The following is a 22544-nucleotide window of genomic DNA, read 5'->3' as shown; positions in this document are numbered from 1 at the left end:
CTCAAAGGAGTACGTTATGTCTCAAACTGCCACACTGATCTTAACCAAAGGTCAGATCCATACCCTTGATCGTGAAAATCCGTTCGCTGAGGCGGTGGCCATTGCCAACGGCAAGATCCTCGCCACCGGCAACCACGACCGGGTGATGAGTTACGCCACCGAAGGGACGCAAATAGTCGATCTGAAAGGGAGCACGGTGATCCCCGGTCTCAATGATTCGCACCTGCACCTGATTCGCGGCGGGCTGAACTACAACCTTGAGCTGCGCTGGGAAGGCGTGCCGTCGCTGGCCGATGCCCTGCGGATGCTGAAAGAGCAGGCCGATCGCACCCCAACGCCCCAGTGGGTGCGCGTGGTCGGCGGCTGGAGCGAATTTCAGTTTGCCGAACGGCGGATGCCGACGATCCAGGAGCTGAATGACGCGGCGCCGGACACACCGGTATTTGTGCTGCATCTCTACGATCGTGCGCTGCTGAATCGCGCGGCGCTGAAAGCTGTCGGCTACACCAAAGAGACGCCAAACCCGCCGGGTGGTGAAATCGTCCGTGATAATAACGGCAACCCCACCGGGATGCTGATCGCCAAACCGAACGCGATGATCCTCTATTCCACGCTGGCGAAAGGGCCAAAACTTCCGCTGGAACAGCAGGTGAACTCGACGCGCCAGTTTATGCGTGAGCTTAACCGCTTAGGGTTAACCAGCGCGATTGATGCGGGTGGCGGCTTCCAGAATTACCCGGAAGATTACGAAATCATCGAAGAGCTGCACGCCAAAGAGCAGATGACGATTCGCATCGCCTATAACCTCTTTACCCAGCGGCCAAAGCAGGAGCTGGAAGATTTCGAACGCTGGACCGATATGCTCAAACCGGGACAAGGCACCGATTTCTATCGCGCCAACGGAGCGGGGGAAATGCTGGTCTTCTCGGCGGCGGACTTCGAAGATTTCCTGCAGCCGCGCCCGGATCTGCCTGAGGGGATGGAAGACGAGCTGGAGCGCGTGGTGCGTCATCTGGTGGAGCAGCGCTGGCCGTTCCGTCTTCACGCCACCTATGACGAATCTATCAGCCGGATGCTGGACGTGTTCGAAAAGGTGAACCGCGACATACCGTTTAACGGCCTGCACTGGTTCTTCGATCACGCGGAAACCATCACCGAGCATAACATCGAGCGCGTAAAAGCGCTGGGCGGCGGGATTGCGGTGCAGCATCGCATGGCGTTCCAGGGCGAGTATTTTGTCGATCGTTACGGCAAAGAGGCGGTGAAACACACGCCGCCGGTCGCGAAAATGCTGGAGCTGGACGTGCCCGTGGGCTTAGGCACCGACGCTACCCGTGTGGCGAGCTACAACCCGTGGACGGCGCTGTACTGGCTGGTCTCCGGTCGCACCGTGGGCGGGCTGTCGATGTATGACGACAGCAACCGTCTGCCGCGTGATACCGCGCTGGAATTGTGGACGGCAGGCAGCGCGTGGTTCTCCAGCGAGCAGGGAAAGAAAGGCCGCATCGTGGCAGGGCAGCTTGCGGATCTGGTGGTTCTGTCGAAAGACTACTTCAGCGTGCCGGAAGAGCAGATCAAAGGCATCGAGTCGGTGCTGACGGTAGTGGATGGCAAAGTGGTGTACGCCGCCGGACAGTTTAGTCCGCTGTCGCCGCCGCCGATCCCGGTTCTGCCGGAGTGGTCGCCGGTGGTGAAAGTGCCGGGGCATTACCGCTCAGCGCCGCCAGTGGTCTCAAATGTCGGAGCCGTTGTGCAGATGCATCAGTGCATCGGCAGCTGCGGAGTGCATGGGCACCAGCACGGTATTGCACGCCAGTCGGGTATTCCGGTATCGGATGACCAGGCATTCTGGGGCGTACTGGGCTGCTCGTGTTTCGCGTTTTAACCTGATGATGAGGCCGGGTAGGGCGAAGCTCACTCCCGGCGCAGGGTTCAGAGAAAACAAAAAGGCTCGCCTAAGCGAGCCTTTTTTATCATCCGTGCCGATTACAGGCTGGAGACGTTTTCAGTCAGGTATTTAGCCACGCCGTCTGGAGACGCGTTCATGCCTTCTTTACCTTTTTCCCACTGAGCCGGGCACACTTCGCCGTGCTCTTCGTGGAACTGCAGCGCGTCAACCATACGCAGCATTTCGTCGATGTTACGACCCAGTGGCAGATCGTTCACTACCTGGTGACGCACGATGCCGTTCGCGTCGATCAGGAAGGAGCCGCGCAGTGCAACGCCAGCGTCCGGATGTTCGATACCGTAAGCCTGCTGGATTTCGCGTTTGATGTCCGCAACCATTGCGTATTTCACTGCACCGATGCCGCCTTTGTCGACAGGGGTGTTACGCCATGCGTTGTGTACAAATTCGGAGTCGAAGGAAACACCCACAACTTCAACGCCACGTTTCTGGAACTCTTCGTAACGTTTGTCGAATGCGATCAGTTCAGACGGGCAAACGAAAGTGAAGTCCATTGGCCAGAAGAACAGAACGGTAGGTTTACCGTTGGTGTGCTGTTTGAAATTGAAGTTTTCAACGATTTCACCGTTGCCGAGAACGGCTGCAGCTGTAAAATCCGGAGCCGGACGAGTGACCAGAACCATGTGATTCTCCTGTAGTAACTAAGGTTATTTGGAACGCAACGCGGGCCAGTATAGAGAGTGTTCAGCATTAAGACAAAGAGGCGCTGACAATCGTTCAGCCAGTTTTTACCTATCAATCACACTTCTATTAAAGTTGTTTGTTTTTCGCCTGCGCCATCATGCGCGGATAAAATTGCCAGAAACGGGTCTCCAGCGCGTCGTAATGGGTGTCCAGATCCTGCCAGGAGTCGCGCAGGGCATCCAGCCGTGGACGGCGGCTCGCCATACCGTTCAGTACGCGCTGAATAAATTCCATCTCGCTGTAACGCTCAAGCCAGCGTTCGGACCACAGATAGTCGTTCAGATTAACAAAGCGCGGCGGCGAGTCCGGCAGAATGAGCGCCACCTGCGAATGGGCATAGCGAACAAATTCCGGCAGCGGCAGCTCGGGTGAGAGCTGCGACCAGTGGCGCGAGAGAAAATGATCCCACATCACATCCAGCGTAATCGGCGCCACGCGGCGGGTTTCGGGGCGAAACCACGCCTTCGCTTCTGTCACTTCCGGCAGGTTATCGGTCAACACATCGATGCGACGATGCATGAAAATACCCTCCACCACCTCCTCGGAATAGTCGTCTGCCGGGTTGCCGCGAACAAAATCGGCCAGCAAATTGCCCGAAAGTGAGCTGTCGGCGAGGTGGGCGAGGTGCAGGTGTGCGAGAAAATTCATGCGTTTTGGTATCCGGATACGGCTAGTTGTTGCAGCAAAGAGGTGTGAGCACTAGACTAAGCCGCCTGTTTTTAAGTCACGAGTATAAGTCATGCGCGTCGCCGATTTCTCCTTTGAATTACCTGAATCCCTGATTGCCCACTATCCGCAGCCGGAGCGCAGTGGTTGCCGCTTGCTGTCGCTGGACGGGCCAACGGGCGCGCTGACGCACGGTACTTTCACCGATCTGCTCGATAAGCTCAACCCTGGCGATCTACTGGTCTTTAACAATACCCGCGTGATCCCGGCGCGTCTGTTTGGCCGTAAAGCCAGCGGCGGCAAGATTGAAGTGCTGGTCGAACGTATGCTCGATGACAAACGTATTCTGGCACATATTCGCGCCTCCAAAGCGCCGAAGCCGGGCGCTGAGCTGCTGCTGGGTGATGACGAAAGCATCAACGCCACCATGACGACCCGTCACGGCGCGCTGTTTGAAGTCGAGTTTAACGACGAACGCCCGGTGCTGGATATTCTGAACGCCATCGGCCACATGCCGCTGCCGCCGTACATCGACCGCCCGGACGAAGACGCCGACCGCGAGCTGTACCAGACGGTCTACAGCGAAAAACCCGGCGCCGTTGCTGCACCGACTGCCGGTTTGCACTTTGATGAACCGCTGCTGGAAAAACTGCGCGAGAAAGGCATCGAGATGGCGTTTGTCACGCTGCACGTCGGCGCGGGGACGTTCCAGCCGGTGCGCGTGGATTCTATTGAAGACCACATCATGCACTCCGAATACGCGGAAGTGCCGCAAGAGGTGGTTGACGCTGTGCTCGCCGCCAAAGCGCGCAACAGTCGCGTGATTGCGGTCGGCACGACCTCCGTTCGTTCGCTGGAAAGCGCGGCGCAGGCGGCCAAAACCGACCTGATTGAGCCATTCTTTGGCGACACGCAAATCTTTATTTACCCAGGCTATCAATACAAAGTGATCGATGCGCTGGTGACGAACTTCCATCTGCCTGAATCGACTTTGATTATGCTGGTGTCGGCGTTTGCCGGTTATCAGCATACAATGAACGCCTATAAGGCTGCGGTAGAACAAAATTATCGCTTTTTTAGCTACGGGGACGCGATGTTTATCACGTACAATCCGCAGGCTTTGAATGAGCGTGTCGGGGACTGATTCCGCGACACCGTATGAAAACGTCGGACTGTTTTTCTGACGCTGGAGAAAAAATGAAATTTGAACTCGATACCACCGACGGACGCGCTCGCCGTGGCCGCCTGGTGTTTGATCGCGGCGTGGTTGAAACACCAGCCTTTATGCCTGTGGGCACCTACGGCACCGTAAAAGGGATGACGCCGGAAGAAGTTGAAGCGACCGGCGCACAGATTATCCTCGGTAACACCTTCCACCTGTGGCTGCGCCCAGGCCAGGAAGTGATGAAACTGCATGGTGATCTGCATGATTTCATGCAGTGGAAAGGTCCAATCCTGACCGACTCCGGCGGTTTCCAGGTGTTCAGCCTGGGTGATATCCGTAAAATCACCGAACAAGGCGTACACTTCCGTAACCCGATTAACGGCGATCCGATCTTCCTCGATCCTGAAAAATCCATGGAAATTCAGTACGATCTCGGCTCTGACATCGTGATGATCTTCGACGAATGTACGCCATACCCTGCAGACTGGGATTACGCGAAGCGTTCAATGGAGATGTCTCTGCGTTGGGCGAAGCGTAGCCGTGACCGTTTTGACGGGCTGGAAAACAAAAATGCGCTGTTCGGGATTATTCAGGGCAGCGTTTACGAAGATTTACGCGATATCTCTGTTAAAGGTCTGGTAGAGATAGGTTTTGATGGCTACGCTGTCGGCGGTTTGGCTGTGGGTGAGCCGAAGGAAGACATGCACCGTATTCTGGAGCATGTTTGCCCGCAAATCCCTGCGGATAAACCGCGATACCTGATGGGCGTGGGTAAACCAGAGGATCTGGTTGAAGGTGTGCGCCGCGGCATCGATATGTTCGACTGCGTCATGCCAACCCGCAACGCGCGTAACGGACACCTGTTTGTTACCGACGGTGTGGTGAAAATCCGTAACGCGAAGCATAAAAATGACACCAGCACGCTGGATGCTGAGTGTGATTGTTATACCTGTCGTCACTATTCTCGCGCATATTTGTATCATCTTGATCGTTGCAATGAGATTTTAGGCGCGCGTCTCAATACCATTCATAACCTTCGTTATTATCAGCGTTTAATGGCTGGTTTACGTAAGGCTATCGAAGAGGGTAAATTAGAGAGCTTCGTGACTGATTTTTACCAACGCCAGGGTCGTGATGTTCCACCTTTGAACGTTGACTAATTTAATAATGAGGGAATTTGAATGAGCTTTTTTATTTCTGATGCGGTAGCAGCAACAGGCGCTCCGTCGCAGGGCAGCCCGATGTCTCTGATTCTGATGCTGGTGGTGTTTGGTCTGATCTTCTACTTCATGATCCTGCGCCCACAGCAGAAACGTACCAAAGAACACAAAAACCTGATGAACTCCATCGCGAAAGGCGATGAAGTGCTGACCAATGGCGGTCTGGTGGGTCGTGTGACGAAAGTGGCTGAAACTGGCTACATCTCTATCGCACTGAACGACACCACTGAAGTGGTTATCAAACGTGACTTCGTTGCTGCCGTACTGCCGAAAGGCACGATGAAGGCGCTGTAATCCAACTTTTCCCAAAGGGAACTGCCGTGTTAAACCGTTATCCTTTGTGGAAGTACATCATGCTGGTCGTCGTGATTATCGTCGGCCTGCTGTACGCACTTCCCAACCTGTATGGTGAGGATCCGGCCGTTCAAATCACTGGCGCGCGCGGTGTCGCCGCCAGTGAGCAAACGCTGATCCAGGTCCAGAAAACGTTACAAGAAGAAAAAATTACCGCTAAGTCTGTGGCACTGGAAGAGGGCGCAATTCTTGCTCGCTTCGACACCACCGACACGCAGCTCCGCGCACGTGAAGCGCTGATGGGCGTGCTGGGTGACAAATATGTCGTGGCGTTAAACCTTGCTCCTGCAACCCCGCGTTGGTTAGCCTCCATCAATGCAGAGCCGATGAAACTCGGTCTTGATCTGCGTGGCGGCGTTCACTTCCTGATGGAAGTGGATATGGATACCGCGCTCGGCAAGCTGCAGGAACAGAACATTGATAGCCTGCGCAGCGATCTGCGTGAAAAAAGCATTCCTTACACCACCGTGCGTAAGGAAGATAACTACGGTCTGAGCATCACCTTCCGTGACGCAACGGCTCGCGATCAGGCGGTCGATTATCTGGCTGCACGTCATCGCGATCTGGTGATTTCACGCCAGGGTAGCAATCAGCTGCGTGCCGTCATGACCGATACGCGTCTGAGCGAAGCGCGCGAATACGCGGTTCAGCAAAACATCAATATCTTGCGTAACCGTGTGAACCAGCTGGGTGTTGCTGAGCCACTGGTACAGCGTCAGGGTGCTGACCGTATCGTGGTTGAGCTGCCCGGTATCCAGGATACCGCGCGCGCCAAAGAGATTTTGGGTGCGACAGCCACCCTGGAATTCCGCCTGGTGAACACCAACGTGGATCAATCCGCTGCGGCATCGGGTCGTGTTCCGGGTGACTCAGAAGTGAAACAGACACGTGAAGGTCAGCCTGTTGTGCTGTACAAACGCGTGATTCTGACCGGTGACCACATCACCGATTCCACTTCGAACCAGGATGAATACAACCAGCCGCAGGTTAACATCTCGCTTGATAGCGCGGGTGGTAACATCATGTCCAACTTCACAAAAGATAACATCGGTAAACCGATGGCGACTCTGTTCGTGGAGTACAAAGACAGCGGTAAGAAAGATGCCAACGGTCGTGCGGTTCTGGTGAAAGAGGAAGAGGTGATTAACATCGCCAACATCCAGTCTCGCCTGGGCAACAGCTTCCGTATTACGGGCATCAACAACCCGAACGAAGCGCGTCAGCTCTCTCTGCTGCTGCGTGCCGGTGCGTTGATTGCGCCGATTCAGATTGTTGAAGAGCGTACTATCGGTCCAACGCTGGGTATGCAAAACATCACTCAGGGTCTGGAAGCCTGTCTGGCCGGTCTGGCGGTTTCAATCATCTTCATGCTCTTCTTCTATAAGAAGTTTGGCCTGATTGCGACCACCGCGCTGATTGCAAACCTGGTGCTGATCATCGGTATCATGTCCCTGCTGCCAGGGGCGACGCTGACCATGCCGGGTATTGCGGGTATCGTTCTAACCCTTGCGGTGGCGGTAGACGCCAACGTATTGATAAACGAGCGTATTAAAGAAGAACTGAGCAACGGTCGCTCCGTACAACAAGCGATCGATGAAGGCTATAAAGGCGCATTCAGCTCCATCTTCGATGCGAACGTGACAACACTGATTAAGGTTCTGATCCTGTATGCAGTGGGTACTGGCGCAATCAAAGGCTTTGCTATCACCACCGGTATCGGTGTGGCAACGTCAATGTTTACCGCTATTGTCGGCACCCGTGCCATCGTGAACCTGCTGTATGGCGGCAAGCGCGTCAAAAAGCTGTCTATCTGAGGAGTGCGTTGTGGCACAGGAATATACTGTTGAACAATTGAACCATGGCCGTAAAGTCTGGGACTTTATGCGCTGGGACTACTGGGCCTTCGGCATTTCAGGTTTTCTCCTGATTGTGTCTATCGCCATTATCGGTGTCCGTGGTTTTAACTGGGGTCTCGATTTCACCGGTGGTACGGTGATCGAAATTACCCTGGAAAAACCGGCTGACATGGACCAGATGCGTCTGGCGCTGCAGAAAGCGGGCTTCGAAGAGCCGCAGCTGCAGAACTTCGGCAGCAGCCGCGACATCATGGTGCGTATGCCTCCGGTTCACGATGCCAATGGCAGCCAGGAGCTGGGCAGCAAAGTCGTTAACGTGATTAATGAAGCGACCAGCCAGGATGCCACGGTTAAACGTATCGAATTCGTCGGCCCAAGCGTCGGGGCAGATCTGGCGCAGAATGGTGCTCTGGCACTGCTGGCCGCGCTGATCTCGATTCTGGTCTACGTTGGTTTCCGTTTCGAATGGCGTCTGGCGGCCGGTGTGGTTATCGCACTGGCGCACGACGTGGTTATCACCATGGGTGTGTTGTCTCTGTTCCATATTGAGGTTGACCTGACCATCGTGGCCTCGTTGATGTCGGTTATCGGTTACTCACTGAACGACAGCATCGTAGTATCTGACCGTATTCGTGAGAACTTCCGTAAGATCCGTCGCGGTACGCCGTACGAAATCTTTAACGTTTCTCTGACCCAAACGCTGCACCGTACGTTGATCACATCCGGGACAACCTTGATGGTTATCCTGATGCTGTTCCTCTTCGGTGGCCCGATTCTGGAAGGCTTCTCGCTGACCATGCTGATCGGTGTGTCTATCGGTACGGCGTCTTCTATCTACGTCGCGTCCGCGCTGGCGTTGAAACTGGGCATGAAGCGTGAGCATCTGCTGCAGCAGAAAGTTGAAAAGGAAGGGGCGGATCAGCCGTCCATCCTGCCGTAACGGCAACAGCAATCTGATAACGGAATCCCGGTCGCAAGGCCGGGATTTTTTTATTACAGCTATCTCAAATTTGGTTACTCTCGCATTGTGAATCGCAATGACATGGAGTAATGCTGATGGTCACCCTTTCTTCCATTCCCCAGCCTGCCGTCTGGCATGGCGTGCCTTCCGTAATGTTGAGCGACGAAACCCTGCGTCAGCGAAAAGCCAGTATACTGAGCAAGATGCAACAGCACGGGCTGGACGCGCTGATTGTCTACGCGGATAAAGAGCACGGCGGTAACTTCGAATATCTGACCGGGTTTATTCCCCGCTTTGAAGAGGCGCTATTGGTGCTGCAGGCTTCGGGGGAGGCGGTGCTGGTGCTGGGCAATGAAAACCTGAAGCTGGCCGCCCATGCACGGCTCACAAACCGGGTGATTCATGCTCCGTGGTTTTCGCTGCCCAATCAGCCGATGGATAACAAAAAACCGCTGCCGGAACTGCTGAAGGAAGCGGGCATAACGGCAGGTAAAACGCTGGGGCTGGCGGGCTGGAAGCTGTTTACCGGCTCGGGCGACGATGCGCATCAGATGTTTGATTTACCCGCTTTTATTGTCGATGCCATTCGCCTGGCGGGAGCGGGGACGGCGCAGCTGCGCAATGCCACGGGCATTTTTATCGATCCTGACGTCGGCGCGCGTACGGTCAATAACGCCAACGAACTGGCGCACTACGAATATGGTGCGAATCTGGCCTCAACGGCGATCCTCACGGCGTTAAATGCCATCGAACCCGGTAAAACCGAAAAACAGATTGCGGCGCTGCTGGCGGCAGAAGGCCAACCGAATAATGTCGTCACCATCGCTGCGACGGGCGATCGCTTTGCCTGGGCTAACCTTTATCCCGGTGACAAAGTTATTCAGCGCGGTGATAAATTCTCCCTCACCACCAGCTACAAAGGTGGGCTGACCAGCAGAGCGGCGTATGTCGTGGCGAATGCGTCGGAGCTTGCGCCCGACGTCGCAGACTATCTCGAGGTGGTGGCGAAACCCTATTTTTGTGCGGTTGTTGCCTGGCTTGAACATCTGCACATCGGGATGAAAGGCGGCGAGATGTATGACGTAATTGAGCGTGTATTACCAAAAGCCGAGTATCACTGGCACCTGAATCCGGGGCATCTGGTGGCGGATGAAGAGTGGCTCTGTTCGCCCATTGGCCCCGGGTCGGCCGCGACCTTGAAAAGTGGGATGCTCCTGCAAATCGACATTATTCCGTCGAGAGAGGGATACGCCGGGGCTAGCATTGAAGATACCGTCGCGCTGGCGGATGACACGCTCCGTCAGACGCTGGCAAGTGACTACCCCGCGCTCTGGCAGCGCATTGTGGCGCGTCGGGCATACATTGCCGAGCACATCGGAATCAGGCTGCCGGATGAGGTGCTGCCGATGTCCAACACCGTCGGCTATTTACGTCCGTGGCTGCTGGATCAGGGCCGGGCACTGGTCTGTAAATAACAAAAAAGCCAGCATTGCGCTGGCTTTTTGATGCCGGATGGCGGTTTGCTAATCCGGCCTGCGGCAGGATTAGAAGTTGTAACCTACAACCAGGTAACCACCCCAACCGGTAGAACGTACGCTGAAATCACCGTTACCGAAGTTCAGGCTCGCGTCGTCGTTCCACTGGCCACCGTTGTGCCAGTAACGAGCAACCACGGAGTAGTGCCAGTGATCGTAGTTCAGCGCCAGGATGTGGCTGGAGGCGATGGAGTCGTTGGTACGCGCTTTCTTACCGTTCAGGTCACGGAAGTCGTTGTCGCCCAGGTCTGAACCCCAGTCAAAGTTGGTGAAACCGATATAGCTCAGGTTACCGCCCCACAGCTGGGTGATCGGTACAAAGTATTTCACTTTGAAACGGTAGCCATCCCACTCGTTTTCGTTCGCGGCACCGTAGTTCTGCCACTGGTATTTGGCATACACGTTCATGGACAGGCTCATCGGCAGACCGGTGTCGATGTCAGTACCCAGACCCATGTACCAGGTGCTCTGACGGCCCGATGCGTTGCGGCCCATGTCGTAGATGTAGTTGTTCGCGACATACCACTCTTTGAACGGACCGAAGCTCAGGTCTGCGCCCGTCAGCTTGTCGATAGAGAAGCGCGGTTCGATTTCCATGAACAGCGGAGAACCGTGGTTCCAGATACCTTTCGCATCGGTGTTACCACCGAAGAAGACCGGTGCATCGGCGTAACCGTAGAAATCAAACCAGTCTTTCTTGGCGAAAGCTTCGTACTCCAGATAGGTATCGTTGCGGATCTGTGGTCCGAAGCGAGTGTGGTAGCTACCAACCACGTTGACGCTCTGGTGCCACCAGTCGGAAACATATTCAGGTTTTGAATTTTCAGCTGCGTTTACAGCGAAAGAGGAAGACAGTGCCAGAACTGCACCGGCTGCTAATACTGTTTTTTTCATAATCATGCCACTGATTGAAAATCCCTTTCGGGATGTGAAAGATGCGCGAATTGCGTTTCTAAATATTTCGTGTTTCTGCGGAGCCTATTATAGGAATCCCTGCTCACAAAAATATGTGTTGTTTCACATATCTCTCATGCGCGTAATCGATTGCGTTCACGTTTGCGTACTTTAAACGGCGGGGATTGTAACGGCAATCATTTATCTTGCCAATGTTTCGGAATGTAAGAGAGAGCGGAACGCGGTAAACGTTCCGCTAAAGAGTGTTACTGGGCGGCAGGCTGAATATCGTGGATACGGATGAAACCTAACTGCTCTGGCGTGGTGCCGTTTAACTGCAGTGGGATATCGACATCGCTCGGTGCGAGCACGCTGGCAGGTGCGGTAATTAACTGGTTTTGCACGTTAACCTCCTGATAGCTTTCGGTCGTTCCCTGCAGCTGGCCCCATTCGACCGTGCCGCTAAAGGCTGGCAGCGGATCGTTGGACTGGCCCTGGATACGCAGGGTGGCGCGTGTGCCGTCGGCGTTAGGTGCCACATTGACCAGCGACATGCGCAGCGTACCAATTTGACTTTTTAACAGTGCAGGCGTGTTGGCGCCAGGCAACAGATAAACGCCGCTACTGGATTTCGCATTCAGGGCATTTTGCTGCGTGATTTTAACCGTTTCCTGGTTCAGCTTAGTCATCGCCGTGTTGAGCGTATTAACGCTCTGTTTCATCTGGCGAACTTCGCTTTGCTGTGCGCAGGCGCTAAGGGTGAAGAGGCTTCCCACCACGAGGATTCTTAGGTAACGTCTTGTCATTGCGTTTAATTCCTTGAAATAGCGGATGTCCTAATGGTAGCCAGTAACTCGCCGTCAGGTATAGATCCTTTGTCTCAAAAGCGCTCTTCCTTTGTTGTCGGCCCAGTTCAGGGTAAAATAGAGTTCAGTTAACCAGATAGCCAGGACACCGTATGCATTGCCCATTCTGTTCCGCTGTGGATACCAAAGTAATCGACTCCCGTCTTGTAGGTGAAGGCTCCTCCGTCCGTCGTCGTCGGCAGTGTCTGGTCTGCAACGAACGTTTCACTACCTTCGAAGTGGCAGAGCTGGTGATGCCGCGCGTGGTGAAAAGTAACGATGTACGTGAGCCATTTAACGAAGAGAAACTGCGCAGAGGGATGCTAAAAGCACTGGAAAAACGGCCAGTCAGCGCAGATGACGTCGAAATGGCGCTTAATCACATTAAATCGCATCTGCGTGGCACCGGCGAGCGCGAAGTGCCGAGCAAAATGATCGGCAACCTGGTGATGGAGCAGCTCAAAAAGCTCGATAAAGTGGCGTACATCCGCTTTGCTTCCGTCTATCGCAGCTTCGAAGACATCAAAGAGTTCGGCGAAGAGATCGCCCGCCTACAGGATTAAGCCCATGCAGGATGAGATTTACATGGCGCGAGCGATGAAACTCGCGCAGCGCGGACGCTTCACCACCCATCCCAATCCGAACGTTGGCTGCGTGATTGTCAAAGACGGCGTTGTTGTGGGCGAGGGTTTCCATTATCGCGCCGGTGAGCCGCATGCTGAAGTGCATGCGTTACGCATGGCGGGCGAAAAGGCCCGTGGCGCAACGGCCTATGTGACCCTTGAACCCTGCAGCCATCATGGCCGCACGCCGCCGTGCTGCGAAGCATTAATTGCCGCAGGCGTGGCGCGCGTGGTGACCTCCATGCAGGACCCGAACCCGCAGGTGGCGGGGCGCGGTCTTTATCGCCTGCAGCAGGAAGGCATCGACGTCAGCCACGGGCTGATGATGAACGATGCTGAAGCGCTGAATAAGGGGTTTCTCAAGCGGATGCGGACCGGCTTCCCCTACATTCAGCTGAAGCTGGGCGCCTCTCTTGACGGTCGCACGGCGATGGCCAGCGGTGAAAGCCAGTGGATCACCTCCCCGCAGGCAAGGCGCGATGTGCAACGTCTGCGCGCGCAAAGCCATGCTATTCTCACCAGCAGTGAGACGGTGCTGGCAGACGATCCGGCGATGACCGTGCGTTGGGAAGAGCTTGATGCCGATACCCGGGCGCTCTATCCCGAGGAAAATCTGCGCCAGCCGCTGCGTATTGTGCTGGATCGTCAGAATCGCCTGACGCCCGAACACCGTATCGTGCAGCAGCCGGGTGAAACCTGGATTGCACGTACGCAAGAAGACAGTCGTGAATGGCCGGACGCGGTGCGCAGCATCATGGTGCCGGAGCATCACGGTCATATCGATTTAGTGGTGCTGATGATGCTGCTGGGTAAACAGCAGGTGAACAGCATCTGGGTCGAAGCCGGGCCTACGCTTGCCGGTGCGTTATTGCAGGCGGGGCTTGTGGATGAACTGATTGTCTACGTTGCGCCTAAACTGTTAGGTACCGATGCGCGTGGCCTGTTTGTGCTGCCCGGCCTTGAAAAACTGGCCGATGCGCCGCAACTCAAATTCAGCGAAATTCGGCAGGTTGGCCCCGACGTGTGCCTGCATTTAATCCCTGCGTGAGGCTTTCTGAAATAGAGAAGCAGTGCGCGAAGTATTATGATAAAATCCGCCCCCCTGCGGGGCCAAATGAACCCGTAAAGGAAGAGTATGAATATTATTGAAGCTGCTGTTGCTACCCCGGACGCTCGCGTCGCCATCACTATTGCGCGTTTCAACAACTTCATCAACGAAAGCCTGCTGGACGGTGCGATTGACGCCCTGAAACGTATTGGCCAGGTTAAAGATGACAATATTACCGTTGTTTGGGTTCCAGGTGCCTACGAACTGCCGTTGGCAGCGGGCGCTTTGGCGAAAACCGGTAAATACGACGCGGTGATTGCGCTGGGTACGGTGATTCGTGGCGGTACTGCTCACTTCGAATACGTTGCGGGTGGTGCAAGCAATGGTCTGGCGCACGTGGCACAGGATGCTGAAATTCCTGTCGCATTCGGCGTACTGACTACTGAAAGTATTGAACAAGCCATCGAACGCGCTGGCACCAAAGCCGGTAACAAAGGTGCAGAAGCTGCACTGACCGCGCTTGAAATGATCAACGTATTGAAAGCCATTAAGGCCTGATTTTTTTGTAAGGGGAATTCCGTGAAACCTGCTGCTCGTCGCCGCGCCCGTGAGTGTGCCGTCCAGGCGCTCTACTCCTGGCAGTTGTCCCAGAACGACATCGCTGATGTTGAATACCAGTTCCTGGCGGAACAAGACGTCAAAGACGTTGACGTCCTGTACTTCCGTGAACTGCTGTCGGGAGTGGCGACTAATAGCGCGTATCTCGACGGTCTGATGAAGCCGTACCTGTCCCGTCTGCTTGAAGAGCTGGGCCAGGTTGAGAAAGCAGTGCTGCGCATTGCGCTGTTTGAGCTGTCTAAACGTCAGGATGTGCCATACAAAGTGGCCATCAATGAAGCTATCGAACTGGCAAAAACCTTCGGTGCTGAAGACAGCCACAAATTTGTGAATGGCGTGCTGGATAAAGCCGCACCTGCGATCCGTCCCCACAAAAAGTGATCCGCAAACCGGAGTTTCGCACTGCCGCCTGGCTGTGCGGCTCCGGTTTTTTTATTTTTATTTGCTGAGGCATAACGTATGGCATGCGGCGAATTCTCCCTGATTGCCCGTTATTTTGACCGCGTTCGTAGCTCCCGTCTTGATGTTGAAACGGGCATTGGCGACGACTGCGCACTTCTCAATATTCCCGAAAAACAGACCCTGGCAATCAGCACCGACACCTTAGTGTGCGGGCGCCATTTCCTGGCGGATATCGATCCGGCCGATCTGGCCTACAAAGCGCTGGCGGTGAACGTAAGCGATCTGGCGGCGATGGGCGCCGATCCGGCGTGGCTGACGCTGGCACTTACCTTGCCGAGCGTCGATGAAGCCTGGCTTGAAGCCTTCAGCGACGCGCTGTTTGAACAACTGAACTATTACGATATGCAGCTGATTGGCGGTGATACCACAGCCGGTCCGCTGTCGATGACGCTGGCGATCCACGGCTACGTGCCAGTCGGACGCGCGCTGAAACGCTCGGGCGCGAAGCCAGGCGACTGGATTTATGTCACCGGTACGCCAGGCGACAGCGCGGCGGGGCTGGCGATTTTGCAGGATCGTTTAACCGTGAACGACGCCGATGACGCAGCGTATCTGGTGAAGCGCCACCTGCGCCCAACCCCACGCATTCTGCACGGCCAGGCACTGCGCGAGCGCGCCAGCTCGGCGATCGACCTGTCTGACGGTTTGATTTCCGATCTTGGGCACATTCTTAAGGCAAGTGGCGTCGGGGCGCGAGTTGATCTCGATACCTTCCCGCTGTCAGAGCAGATGCGTAAACACGTCGAGCCTGAGCAGGCGCTGCGCTGGGCGCTGTCCGGCGGTGAAGATTACGAGCTGTGCTTTACCGTCCCGGAGCTAAATCGCGGGACGCTGGATGTTGCGCTGGGCAATCTCGGTGCGCCGTTTACCTGTATCGGGCAGATTTTGCCTGAGAGCGAGGGGATGCAGTTTGTGCAAAACGGCACCCCTGTGACACTCGACTGGAAAGGGTACGATCACTTCGCGTGATGTCGTGTGGTTTGCTGCCGGGTCGCGCTGGGCTTCCCGGCTAACAAAATCATACGCATTGCAGGCCGGGTAAGGCGAAGCCGCTACCCGGCTTTTTTTATTTAAATCCGACAACCGGATGTTGCTGATAGGGTGTTTCCAGCTCGGCAATCTGCTCCGGCGACAGCGTCAAATCGACCGCATTTAACAGTTCATCCAGCTGTTCTTCCCGCGACGTGCCGATAATCGGTGCTGCCACTCCGCGTTTGCTCAGAAGCCACGCCAGCGCCACCTGCGCGCGGGTAACCCCTGTCTCCTCGGCGATACCGGCCAGACGTTCGGCGATCAGCGCATCGCTCGCCTGGGTATCGTTATACAGATTTTTACCCACTTCATCGGAAACGGAGCGCGCGGTGGTTTCTCCCCACGGACGGGTTAACCGACCGCGTGCCAGCGGACTCCACGGAATCACTGCCACGCCTTCCTGATAGCACAGCGGCAGCATGTCGCGCTCTTCTTCGCGATAGATCAGATTGTAGTGATCCTGCATAGTGGCGAATCGCGCCCAGCCGTGCTGCTTCTGAAGATCCAGCGCTTCGGCAAACTGCGAGGCGTGCATTGACGACGCACCGATGTAGCGCGCTTTACCCGCTTTTACCACGTCGTCCAGCGCTTCAAGGGTCTCTTCTATCGGGGTGTTGTAGTCCCAACGGTGGATTTGCAGCAGATCGACATAATCCATGTTCAGGCGCTTCAGGCTGGCATCAATCGAACGCAGGATTTGCGCGCGGGACAGCCCTTCAGTTAAATCGCCTGAGGGATAGTAAACCTTGGTGGCAACCACCACCTCGTCGCGACGGGCAAAATCCCGCAGCGCGCGGCCCACAATCTCTTCGCTGCTGCCGTCGGAGTAGCTATTTGCCGTATCGAAGAAGTTAATGCCACAGTCGAGGGCGTGTTTGATGATCAGGCGGCTGCTCTCTTCCGGCAGCGTCCAGGCATGGTTCCCCCGTTGAGGTTCGCCAAATGTCATACAGCCCAGACAAAGACGGGAAACCTTAAGATCTGTTTTTCCTAACGTGTTGTATTGCATGCTTCCACTCCTGCTGATTGCTTAAAATACTATCTTTAAGCATAGCAGGAGGGAAAAGAGGGGAGTTGTTACGCCAGCCAGCTGCGGATTTTAGCTTCAATTCCGGCAGCATCCAGGCCAATCGCCGCGCGGGCTTCGTCCTGGGTTCCTTGCGGAATAAAGTAGTCTGGCAGGCCGAGATTCAGCACCGGAACTGGCTTGCGATGTGCCATCAGCACTTCGTTCACGCCGCTGCCTGCGCCGCCCATAATGGCGTTCTCTTCCAGGGTGACCAGCGAATCGTGACGCGCCGCCATCTCCAGAATTAACGTTTCATCCAGCGGTTTGACAAAGCGCATATCCACCAGGGTCGCATTGAGCGATTCCGCGACTTTCGCCGCCTCTGGCATCAATGTACCGAAGTTGAGGATCGCCAGTTTTTCGCCGTGACGTTTAACGATGCCTTTCCCGATAGGTAATTTCGCCAGCGGTTCCAGCTCGACGCCCACGGCGTTGCCGCGCGGATAACGTACGGCGCTTGGGCCGTCCTGATAGTGATAGCCGGTAAAGAGCATCTGGCGGCATTCGTTCTCGTCGCTTGGCGTCATCACGATCATGTCCGGGATACAGCGCAGGAAGGAGAGATCAAACGCCCCCTGGTGCGTCTGCCCGTCAGCGCCGACGATACCTGCACGGTCGATAGCAAACAGCACCGGCAGCTTCTGAATAGCGACGTCGTGGATCACCTGATCGTAGGCGCGCTGCAGGAAAGTCGAGTAGATAGCCACAATCGGTTTATAACCGCCAATTGCCAGACCGGCTGCGAACGTCACCGCGTGCTGTTCGGCAATCGCCACGTCAAAATATTGACCCGGGAATTTTTTGGAGAACTCCACCATGCCGGAGCCTTCACGCATGGCAGGCGTCACGGCCATCAGCTTGTTGTCTTTAGCCGCTGTTTCGCACAGCCAGTCGCCGAAAATTTTCGAATAGCTTGGCATCCCGCCGCTGCTTTTTGGCAGACAGCCGCTGGTCGGATCGAATTTAGGCACGGCGTGGAAGGTGATCGGGTCTTTTTCCGCGGGCTCGTAGCCACGCCCTTTTTTAGTCATGATGTGCAGGAACTGCGGGCCTTTCAGGTCGCGCATGTTCTTGAGCGTGGAGACCAGGCCCAGCACGTCATGTCCGTCCACCGGGCCAATGTAGTTAAAGCCCAGCTCTTCAAACAGGGTGCCGGGAACCACCATGCCTTTGATGTGCTCTTCGGTGCGTTTCAGCAGCTCTTTGATCGGTGGCACGCCGGAGAAGACTTTTTTACCGCCTTCACGCAGGGTGGAGTAGAGTTTGCCGGAGAGCAGCTGCGCCAGGTGGTTGTTGAGCGCACCGACGTTTTCTGAAATCGACATTTCATTGTCGTTAAGGATCACCAGCATATCGGGCATGATATCGCCCGCGTGGTTCATCGCCTCAAACGCCATACCCGCCGTGATCGCGCCATCGCCAATCACGCAGACGGTGCGGCGCTGTTTGTTCTCTTTTTCCGCCGCCACGGCAATGCCGATACCCGCAGAAATTGATGTGGAGGAGTGGCCGACGCTTAAGACGTCGTACTCGCTCTCACCGCGCCATGGGAACGGATGCAGCCCACCTTTCTGGCGGATGGTACCAATTTTATCGCGACGGCCGGTGAGAATTTTGTGCGGATAAGCCTGATGACCGACATCCCAGATCAGCTGGTCAAACGGGGTGTTGTAGACGTAGTGCAGCGCAACGGTCAGCTCCACCGTGCCAAGCCCGGAGGCGAAATGTCCGCTGGAACGACTCACGCTGTCGAGCAGGTAACGACGCAGTTCGTCGCTCAGCTTCGGCAGGCTCTCTTTCGGCAACAGACGTAACTCCTGGGTGGAGTCAACCAACGCCAGTGTCGGGTATTTGGCAATATCAAAACTCATCAAAGGCTCATCGAGATTTAGTATGTTTATTTATCACGCTGGATTATATAGTCCGCTAGCGCTTCCAGTGCCGAGGTATCAAGCGATTGTGCGGCCAGCAGATTCAGCGACTGGCGGGCATCATCGATCAGGTCCCGGGCTTTACGTTGGGCTTGCTCAAGGCCCAGCAGGGCGGGGTAGGTACTTTTGCCAAGCTGCTGGTCTGCACCCTGACGTTTTCCCAATATTGCAGTATCGCCCACCACATCCAGAATGTCATCCTGAACCTGGAAAGCCAGACCGATACTTTCGGCGTATCTGTCCAGAACGGGCAGGGCTTTACGCCCCTGTTCACCCGCGCTCAGCGCGCCCAGGCGAACGGCTGCACGGATCAGCGCACCTGTTTTATGACGGTGGATGCGCTCAAGCTGTTCCAGATTAACCTGACGACCTTCCGCTTCCAGATCCAGCGCCTGACCACCGCACATACCAGCGATGCCGCTGGCCATCGCCAGCTCAGAAACCATCGCCAGACGGTCACGGTCGGCCACTTCAACCATCGGCGCATCGCTCAGAATAGAGAACGCCAGCGTCTGCAGAGCATCACCGGCCAGAATGGCATTGGCTTCGCCAAACTTGATATGGCAGGTCGGCTGGCCGCGACGTAAATCGTCGTCGTCCATCGCCGGTAAATCATCGTGGATCAGCGAGTAGGCATGAATGCACTCAACGGCGGCCGCTGGCGCATCCAGCGTGTCATTGCTGATGCCAAACATATTGCCCGTAGCATAAACGAGGAACGGGCGCAGACGCTTTCCACCTAAGAGTGCGCCATAGTGCATGGCTTCAACCAGTGGAGTGTTCTGAAAAGGCTGTGGTTCAATAAAACGACGCAGCGCGTCATTGGCACGTTCCACACATTCCTGAAGCGCTTTGGCGAAATCCATTTACTCAGCGTCCGGTGTAAAAGGGGTTGTGGCGGCGTCTTCGCTATCGGACAGCAGAATTTGCACACGCTGTTCGGCCTGCTGCAATTTAACCTGCCCCTGGCGCGCAAGCTGCACGCCGCGTTCGAATTCATTGAGCGCGTCTTCCAGCGGCAGGTCGCCGCTTTCCAGACGAGTCACAATTTGCTCCAGCTCACTCAGCGCAGTTTCGAAACTGGCTGGTGCGTCATTTTTCTTCGGCATAGTGAATGTAGACTCTCATATTTTCAGCCCCGTCATGGTAGCGGACTCGGGCGGATAAGCAAATAACGCGCAATGTGCACAGGAGCACCGCTATAGTGGTATACTTCCGCGCCTGGATGCAGCCACGGGTGTGGGCTGCTGTACTCTTTTCCATCACAAGCCTTTACGGGCTTGCCAACGAAACATTGCCGCCATGAAGTTTATCATTAAATTGTTCCCGGAAATCACCATCAAAAGCCAATCTGTGCGTTTGCGCTTTATTAAAATTCTGACCGGAAACATTCGTAACGTTTTAAAAAATTATGACGAAACCCTTGCCGTGGTTCGTCACTGGGATCACGTTGAAGTGCGCGCCAAGGACGAAAACAAGCGTCTGGATATTCGCGATGCGCTGACCCGCATTCCCGGGATTCACCATATTCTGGAAGTTGAGGACGTTCCCTTTACCTCACTGCACAATATTTTTGAACTGTCGCTTGCTCAGTACCGCGATCAGATCGAAGGCAAAACCTTCTGCGTGCGCGTAAAGCGTCGCGGTAAACATGAATTCAGCTCGATCGAAGCCGAACGTTATGTTGGCGGCGGTCTGAACCAGCACGTTGAAACGGCGCGCGTGAAGCTGACCAACCCGGAAGTGACCGTCAATCTGGAGATCGAAAACGATCGCCTGCTGCTGGTCAAAGGCCGCTACGAAGGGATTGGCGGGTATCCGATTGGGACGCAAGAAGATGTGCTGTCCCTGATTTCCGGTGGTTTCGATTCTGGCGTCTCCAGCTACATGCTGATGCGTCGCGGCTGCCGCGTGCATTACTGCTTCTTTAACCTGGGCGGTGCGGCGCACGAGATCGGCGTTCGTCAGGTCGCGCATTATCTGTGGAACCGTTTTGGCAGTTCCCACCGCGTGCGTTTTGTGGCGATCAACTTTGAGCCTGTGGTCGGCGAAATCCTCGAAAAAGTGGACGACGGCCAGATGGGCGTGGTGCTGAAACGCATGATGATGCGTGCGGCGTCGAAAGTGGCCGAGCGCTACGGCGTGCAGGCGCTGGTAACAGGCGAAGCCCTGGGCCAGGTCTCCAGCCAGACCCTGACCAACCTGCGTCTGATCGACAACGTCTCGGATACGCTGATCCTCCGTCCGCTGATCTCCCACGACAAAGAACACATCATCGATCTGGCGCGCAAAATCGGTACGGAAGATTTTGCCCGTACCATGCCGGAATACTGCGGTGTGATCTCGAAAAGCCCGACCGTGAAAGCGGTGAAGGCGAAGATCGAAGCGGAAGAGCAAAACTTCGATTTCGAGATCCTCGAAAAAGTGGTTGCTGAAGCAACGAACGTTGATATCCGTGAAATTGCGCAGCAGACCGATCAGGACGTGGTGGAAGTAGAAACCGTAAGCGGATTCAGCGCCAACGACGTGATCGTGGATATCCGCGCTATCGACGAGCAGGATGCCAGCCCGCTGAGCGTGGAGGGCGTTGAAGTTGTCTCCCTGCCGTTCTATAAGCTGAGCACCAAGTTTGGCGATCTGGAGAAGGACAAAACCTATCTCCTGTGGTGCGAGCGTGGCGTGATGAGCCGCCTGCAGGCGCTCTACCTGCGCGAGCAGGGCTTTACCAATGTGAAGGTATATCGCCCGTAAGCAATGCCCTTCGGGGCGCGCTCCACGATCAGGCCGGGTAAGGCGAAGCCGCTACCCGGCTTTTTTATTTCCAAATTTTGCGCCCATGGTAAAGTAACGATCCGTCAGGACGCCGCGAGGGTAGTATGCATAAATACCTGGAAATAAAAGAAAAGATAAAAAAGGATATTCTCGATCAGAAATATCGAATCGGAGAAAGTATTCCCTCCGAGCGCGATCTCGCCAGCGTGTATAACGTGACGCGGGTGACGGTGCAAAAAGCGATGGCGAATCTGGTTCAGGAAGGGTATATCGAGCGCATTCATGGTAAAGGCATGTTTGTGCTGAAAAATACCGCCAGCAATATTTATATCCTTAACAATGAAAAGAGCGACAGCATTCTGGGGTTTTCTCGCGAATTCCAGGGGCGGGTCAAGGTCACCAGCCGTTTAATTACCTTCACGACTATTCAGGCCGATCCCTCGCTGGCACAACACCTTGAGATTAAGCCTGGCGACGACGTCTGGTTTATCCGCCGCGTGCGCCTTCTGGATGGACAGCCCGTTCTGGTCGAAGACACCAATATTCCAGTGCAAACCATCGCGGTGATTCCACAGTCCGTTCTCGAAAAAGGATCGCTGTATGGCTATATCGAAGAATACACCGGGAAAAAAATCAGCGATGCGGATTCGTTAATTGAAGCGGCGCTGTTCGACCGCGAGCTGGCTACGCTGCTGGGTATTACACCGGGGCAAGCGATGCTGAAAATTACGGAAGTCACCCGCCTGAGTGATAAAAAAGCCTTTAACTATTCGATTAGTTATAACCGTGCGGATCTTTTTCGGGTTAAGAATCTACGCATTGAAAGATGACAGGCGCGAGCGC

At 55.2% G+C, this 22544-nt stretch carries 22 protein-coding genes; 14 read left to right on the top strand and 8 right to left on the bottom strand.

Annotation, left to right across the window (positions count from 1 at the left end):
- Positions 1-16 precede the first annotated feature (16 nt).
- The gene (locus F153LOC_RS06400; RefSeq protein ID WP_102104310.1) at positions 17-1885 is read left to right on the top strand and encodes an amidohydrolase; all 1869 of its coding nucleotides are present in this window, start codon (positions 17-19) and stop codon (positions 1883-1885) included.
- Positions 1886-1986: 101 nt separating this feature from the next.
- On the opposite strand, the gene F153LOC_RS06395 is transcribed toward F153LOC_RS06400, so the two are convergent.
- Together F153LOC_RS06395 and acpH are read right to left on the bottom strand one after the other, a co-directional pair.
- On the bottom strand, positions 1987-2589 hold the full coding sequence (locus F153LOC_RS06395) for a peroxiredoxin (RefSeq protein WP_100777435.1): 603 nt from the start codon (positions 2587-2589) through the stop codon (positions 1987-1989).
- A 127-nt stretch (positions 2590-2716) separates the two neighbouring features.
- The gene (acpH, locus tag F153LOC_RS06390; protein WP_100777434.1) at positions 2717-3298 is read right to left on the bottom strand and encodes an ACP phosphodiesterase; all 582 of its coding nucleotides are present in this window, start codon (positions 3296-3298) and stop codon (positions 2717-2719) included.
- 91 nt (positions 3299-3389) lie between these two features.
- Between acpH and queA the strand changes: the two genes are divergently transcribed.
- From queA to F153LOC_RS06360, 6 genes are all read left to right on the top strand, one after another.
- On the top strand, positions 3390-4460 hold the full coding sequence (gene queA, locus F153LOC_RS06385) for a tRNA preQ1(34) S-adenosylmethionine ribosyltransferase-isomerase QueA (protein ID WP_102104309.1): 1071 nt from the start codon (positions 3390-3392) through the stop codon (positions 4458-4460).
- 53 nt (positions 4461-4513) lie between these two features.
- Positions 4514-5641 carry a tRNA guanosine(34) transglycosylase Tgt gene (tgt, locus tag F153LOC_RS06380; protein ID WP_100777432.1) on the top strand — a complete coding sequence of 376 codons (1128 nt, stop codon included), beginning with the start codon at positions 4514-4516 and terminating at the stop codon, positions 5639-5641.
- A gap of 21 nt (positions 5642-5662) precedes the next feature.
- Positions 5663-5995, top strand: coding sequence for a preprotein translocase subunit YajC (gene yajC / locus F153LOC_RS06375; RefSeq protein ID WP_064325012.1), 333 nt, complete (start codon positions 5663-5665; stop codon positions 5993-5995).
- A gap of 26 nt (positions 5996-6021) precedes the next feature.
- A complete protein-coding gene (gene secD / locus F153LOC_RS06370) occupies positions 6022-7869 on the top strand; it encodes a protein translocase subunit SecD (RefSeq protein WP_100777431.1) in 1848 nt (615 codons plus the stop codon).
- 10 nt (positions 7870-7879) lie between these two features.
- Positions 7880-8851 (top strand): protein translocase subunit SecF, encoded by a 972-nt coding sequence (gene secF / locus F153LOC_RS06365; RefSeq protein WP_100777430.1) that lies wholly within the window; start codon positions 7880-7882, stop codon positions 8849-8851.
- Between the two features lie 110 nt (positions 8852-8961).
- The gene (locus F153LOC_RS06360; RefSeq protein WP_102104308.1) at positions 8962-10347 is read left to right on the top strand and encodes a Xaa-Pro peptidase family protein; all 1386 of its coding nucleotides are present in this window, start codon (positions 8962-8964) and stop codon (positions 10345-10347) included.
- Between the two features lie 69 nt (positions 10348-10416).
- Here F153LOC_RS06360 and F153LOC_RS06355 read toward each other — a convergent pair whose 3' ends face one another.
- Together F153LOC_RS06355 and F153LOC_RS06350 are read right to left on the bottom strand one after the other, a co-directional pair.
- Positions 10417-11301: a nucleoside-specific channel-forming protein Tsx gene (locus tag F153LOC_RS06355; protein WP_102104413.1), complete on the bottom strand. Its 885-nt coding sequence runs from the start codon at positions 11299-11301 to the stop codon at positions 10417-10419.
- A 266-nt stretch (positions 11302-11567) separates the two neighbouring features.
- The gene (locus tag F153LOC_RS06350; protein ID WP_100777428.1) at positions 11568-12107 is read right to left on the bottom strand and encodes a DUF3251 domain-containing protein; all 540 of its coding nucleotides are present in this window, start codon (positions 12105-12107) and stop codon (positions 11568-11570) included.
- 152 nt (positions 12108-12259) lie between these two features.
- Here F153LOC_RS06350 and nrdR point away from each other — a divergent pair, with 152 nt between their 5' ends.
- The 5 genes from nrdR (at position 12260) to thiL (ending at position 15866) form a co-directional block, all read left to right on the top strand.
- Positions 12260-12709 (top strand): transcriptional regulator NrdR, encoded by a 450-nt coding sequence (gene nrdR / locus F153LOC_RS06345; RefSeq protein ID WP_064325018.1) that lies wholly within the window; start codon positions 12260-12262, stop codon positions 12707-12709.
- A gap of 4 nt (positions 12710-12713) precedes the next feature.
- Entirely contained in the window at positions 12714-13817 is a 1104-nt protein-coding gene (gene ribD / locus F153LOC_RS06340) for a bifunctional diaminohydroxyphosphoribosylaminopyrimidine deaminase/5-amino-6-(5-phosphoribosylamino)uracil reductase RibD (protein ID WP_102104307.1), read from the top strand.
- An 87-nt stretch (positions 13818-13904) separates the two neighbouring features.
- A complete protein-coding gene (gene ribE, locus F153LOC_RS06335; protein WP_100777426.1) occupies positions 13905-14375 on the top strand; it encodes a 6,7-dimethyl-8-ribityllumazine synthase in 471 nt (156 codons plus the stop codon).
- Between the two features lie 21 nt (positions 14376-14396).
- Positions 14397-14816: a transcription antitermination factor NusB gene (gene nusB / locus F153LOC_RS06330; RefSeq protein WP_100777425.1), complete on the top strand. Its 420-nt coding sequence runs from the start codon at positions 14397-14399 to the stop codon at positions 14814-14816.
- Between the two features lie 78 nt (positions 14817-14894).
- A complete protein-coding gene (gene thiL / locus F153LOC_RS06325) occupies positions 14895-15866 on the top strand; it encodes a thiamine-phosphate kinase (RefSeq protein ID WP_102104306.1) in 972 nt (323 codons plus the stop codon).
- Positions 15867-15963: 97 nt separating this feature from the next.
- Here the strand turns inward: thiL and F153LOC_RS06320 are convergent, their stop codons facing one another.
- The 4 genes from F153LOC_RS06320 to xseB form a co-directional block, all read right to left on the bottom strand.
- Positions 15964-16938, bottom strand: a complete 975-nt coding sequence (locus F153LOC_RS06320) for an aldo/keto reductase (RefSeq protein WP_102104305.1) — start codon at positions 16936-16938, stop codon at positions 15964-15966.
- Positions 16939-17006: 68 nt separating this feature from the next.
- The gene (dxs, locus tag F153LOC_RS06315; RefSeq protein WP_102104304.1) at positions 17007-18869 is read right to left on the bottom strand and encodes a 1-deoxy-D-xylulose-5-phosphate synthase; all 1863 of its coding nucleotides are present in this window, start codon (positions 18867-18869) and stop codon (positions 17007-17009) included.
- A gap of 26 nt (positions 18870-18895) precedes the next feature.
- On the bottom strand, positions 18896-19795 hold the full coding sequence (gene ispA, locus F153LOC_RS06310) for a (2E,6E)-farnesyl diphosphate synthase (RefSeq protein WP_102104303.1): 900 nt from the start codon (positions 19793-19795) through the stop codon (positions 18896-18898).
- A complete protein-coding gene (gene xseB, locus F153LOC_RS06305; protein WP_100777420.1) occupies positions 19796-20038 on the bottom strand; it encodes an exodeoxyribonuclease VII small subunit in 243 nt (80 codons plus the stop codon).
- Between the two features lie 193 nt (positions 20039-20231).
- Here xseB and thiI point away from each other — a divergent pair, with 193 nt between their 5' ends.
- Both thiI and F153LOC_RS06295 read left to right on the top strand, forming a co-directional pair.
- On the top strand, positions 20232-21680 hold the full coding sequence (gene thiI / locus F153LOC_RS06300; RefSeq protein WP_102104302.1) for a tRNA uracil 4-sulfurtransferase ThiI: 1449 nt from the start codon (positions 20232-20234) through the stop codon (positions 21678-21680).
- Between the two features lie 125 nt (positions 21681-21805).
- A complete protein-coding gene (locus F153LOC_RS06295) occupies positions 21806-22531 on the top strand; it encodes a GntR family transcriptional regulator (RefSeq protein WP_102104301.1) in 726 nt (241 codons plus the stop codon).
- Positions 22532-22544 lie beyond the last annotated feature (13 nt).

Origin of the sequence: Lelliottia sp. F153 (assembly GCF_002870005.1) — a bacterium.
Classification (GTDB): Bacteria; Pseudomonadota; Gammaproteobacteria; order Enterobacterales; family Enterobacteriaceae; genus Enterobacter; species Enterobacter nimipressuralis.
Note: the sequence above shows the minus strand (reverse complement) of the source record. Positions and strands in the feature narration are given on the sequence as shown.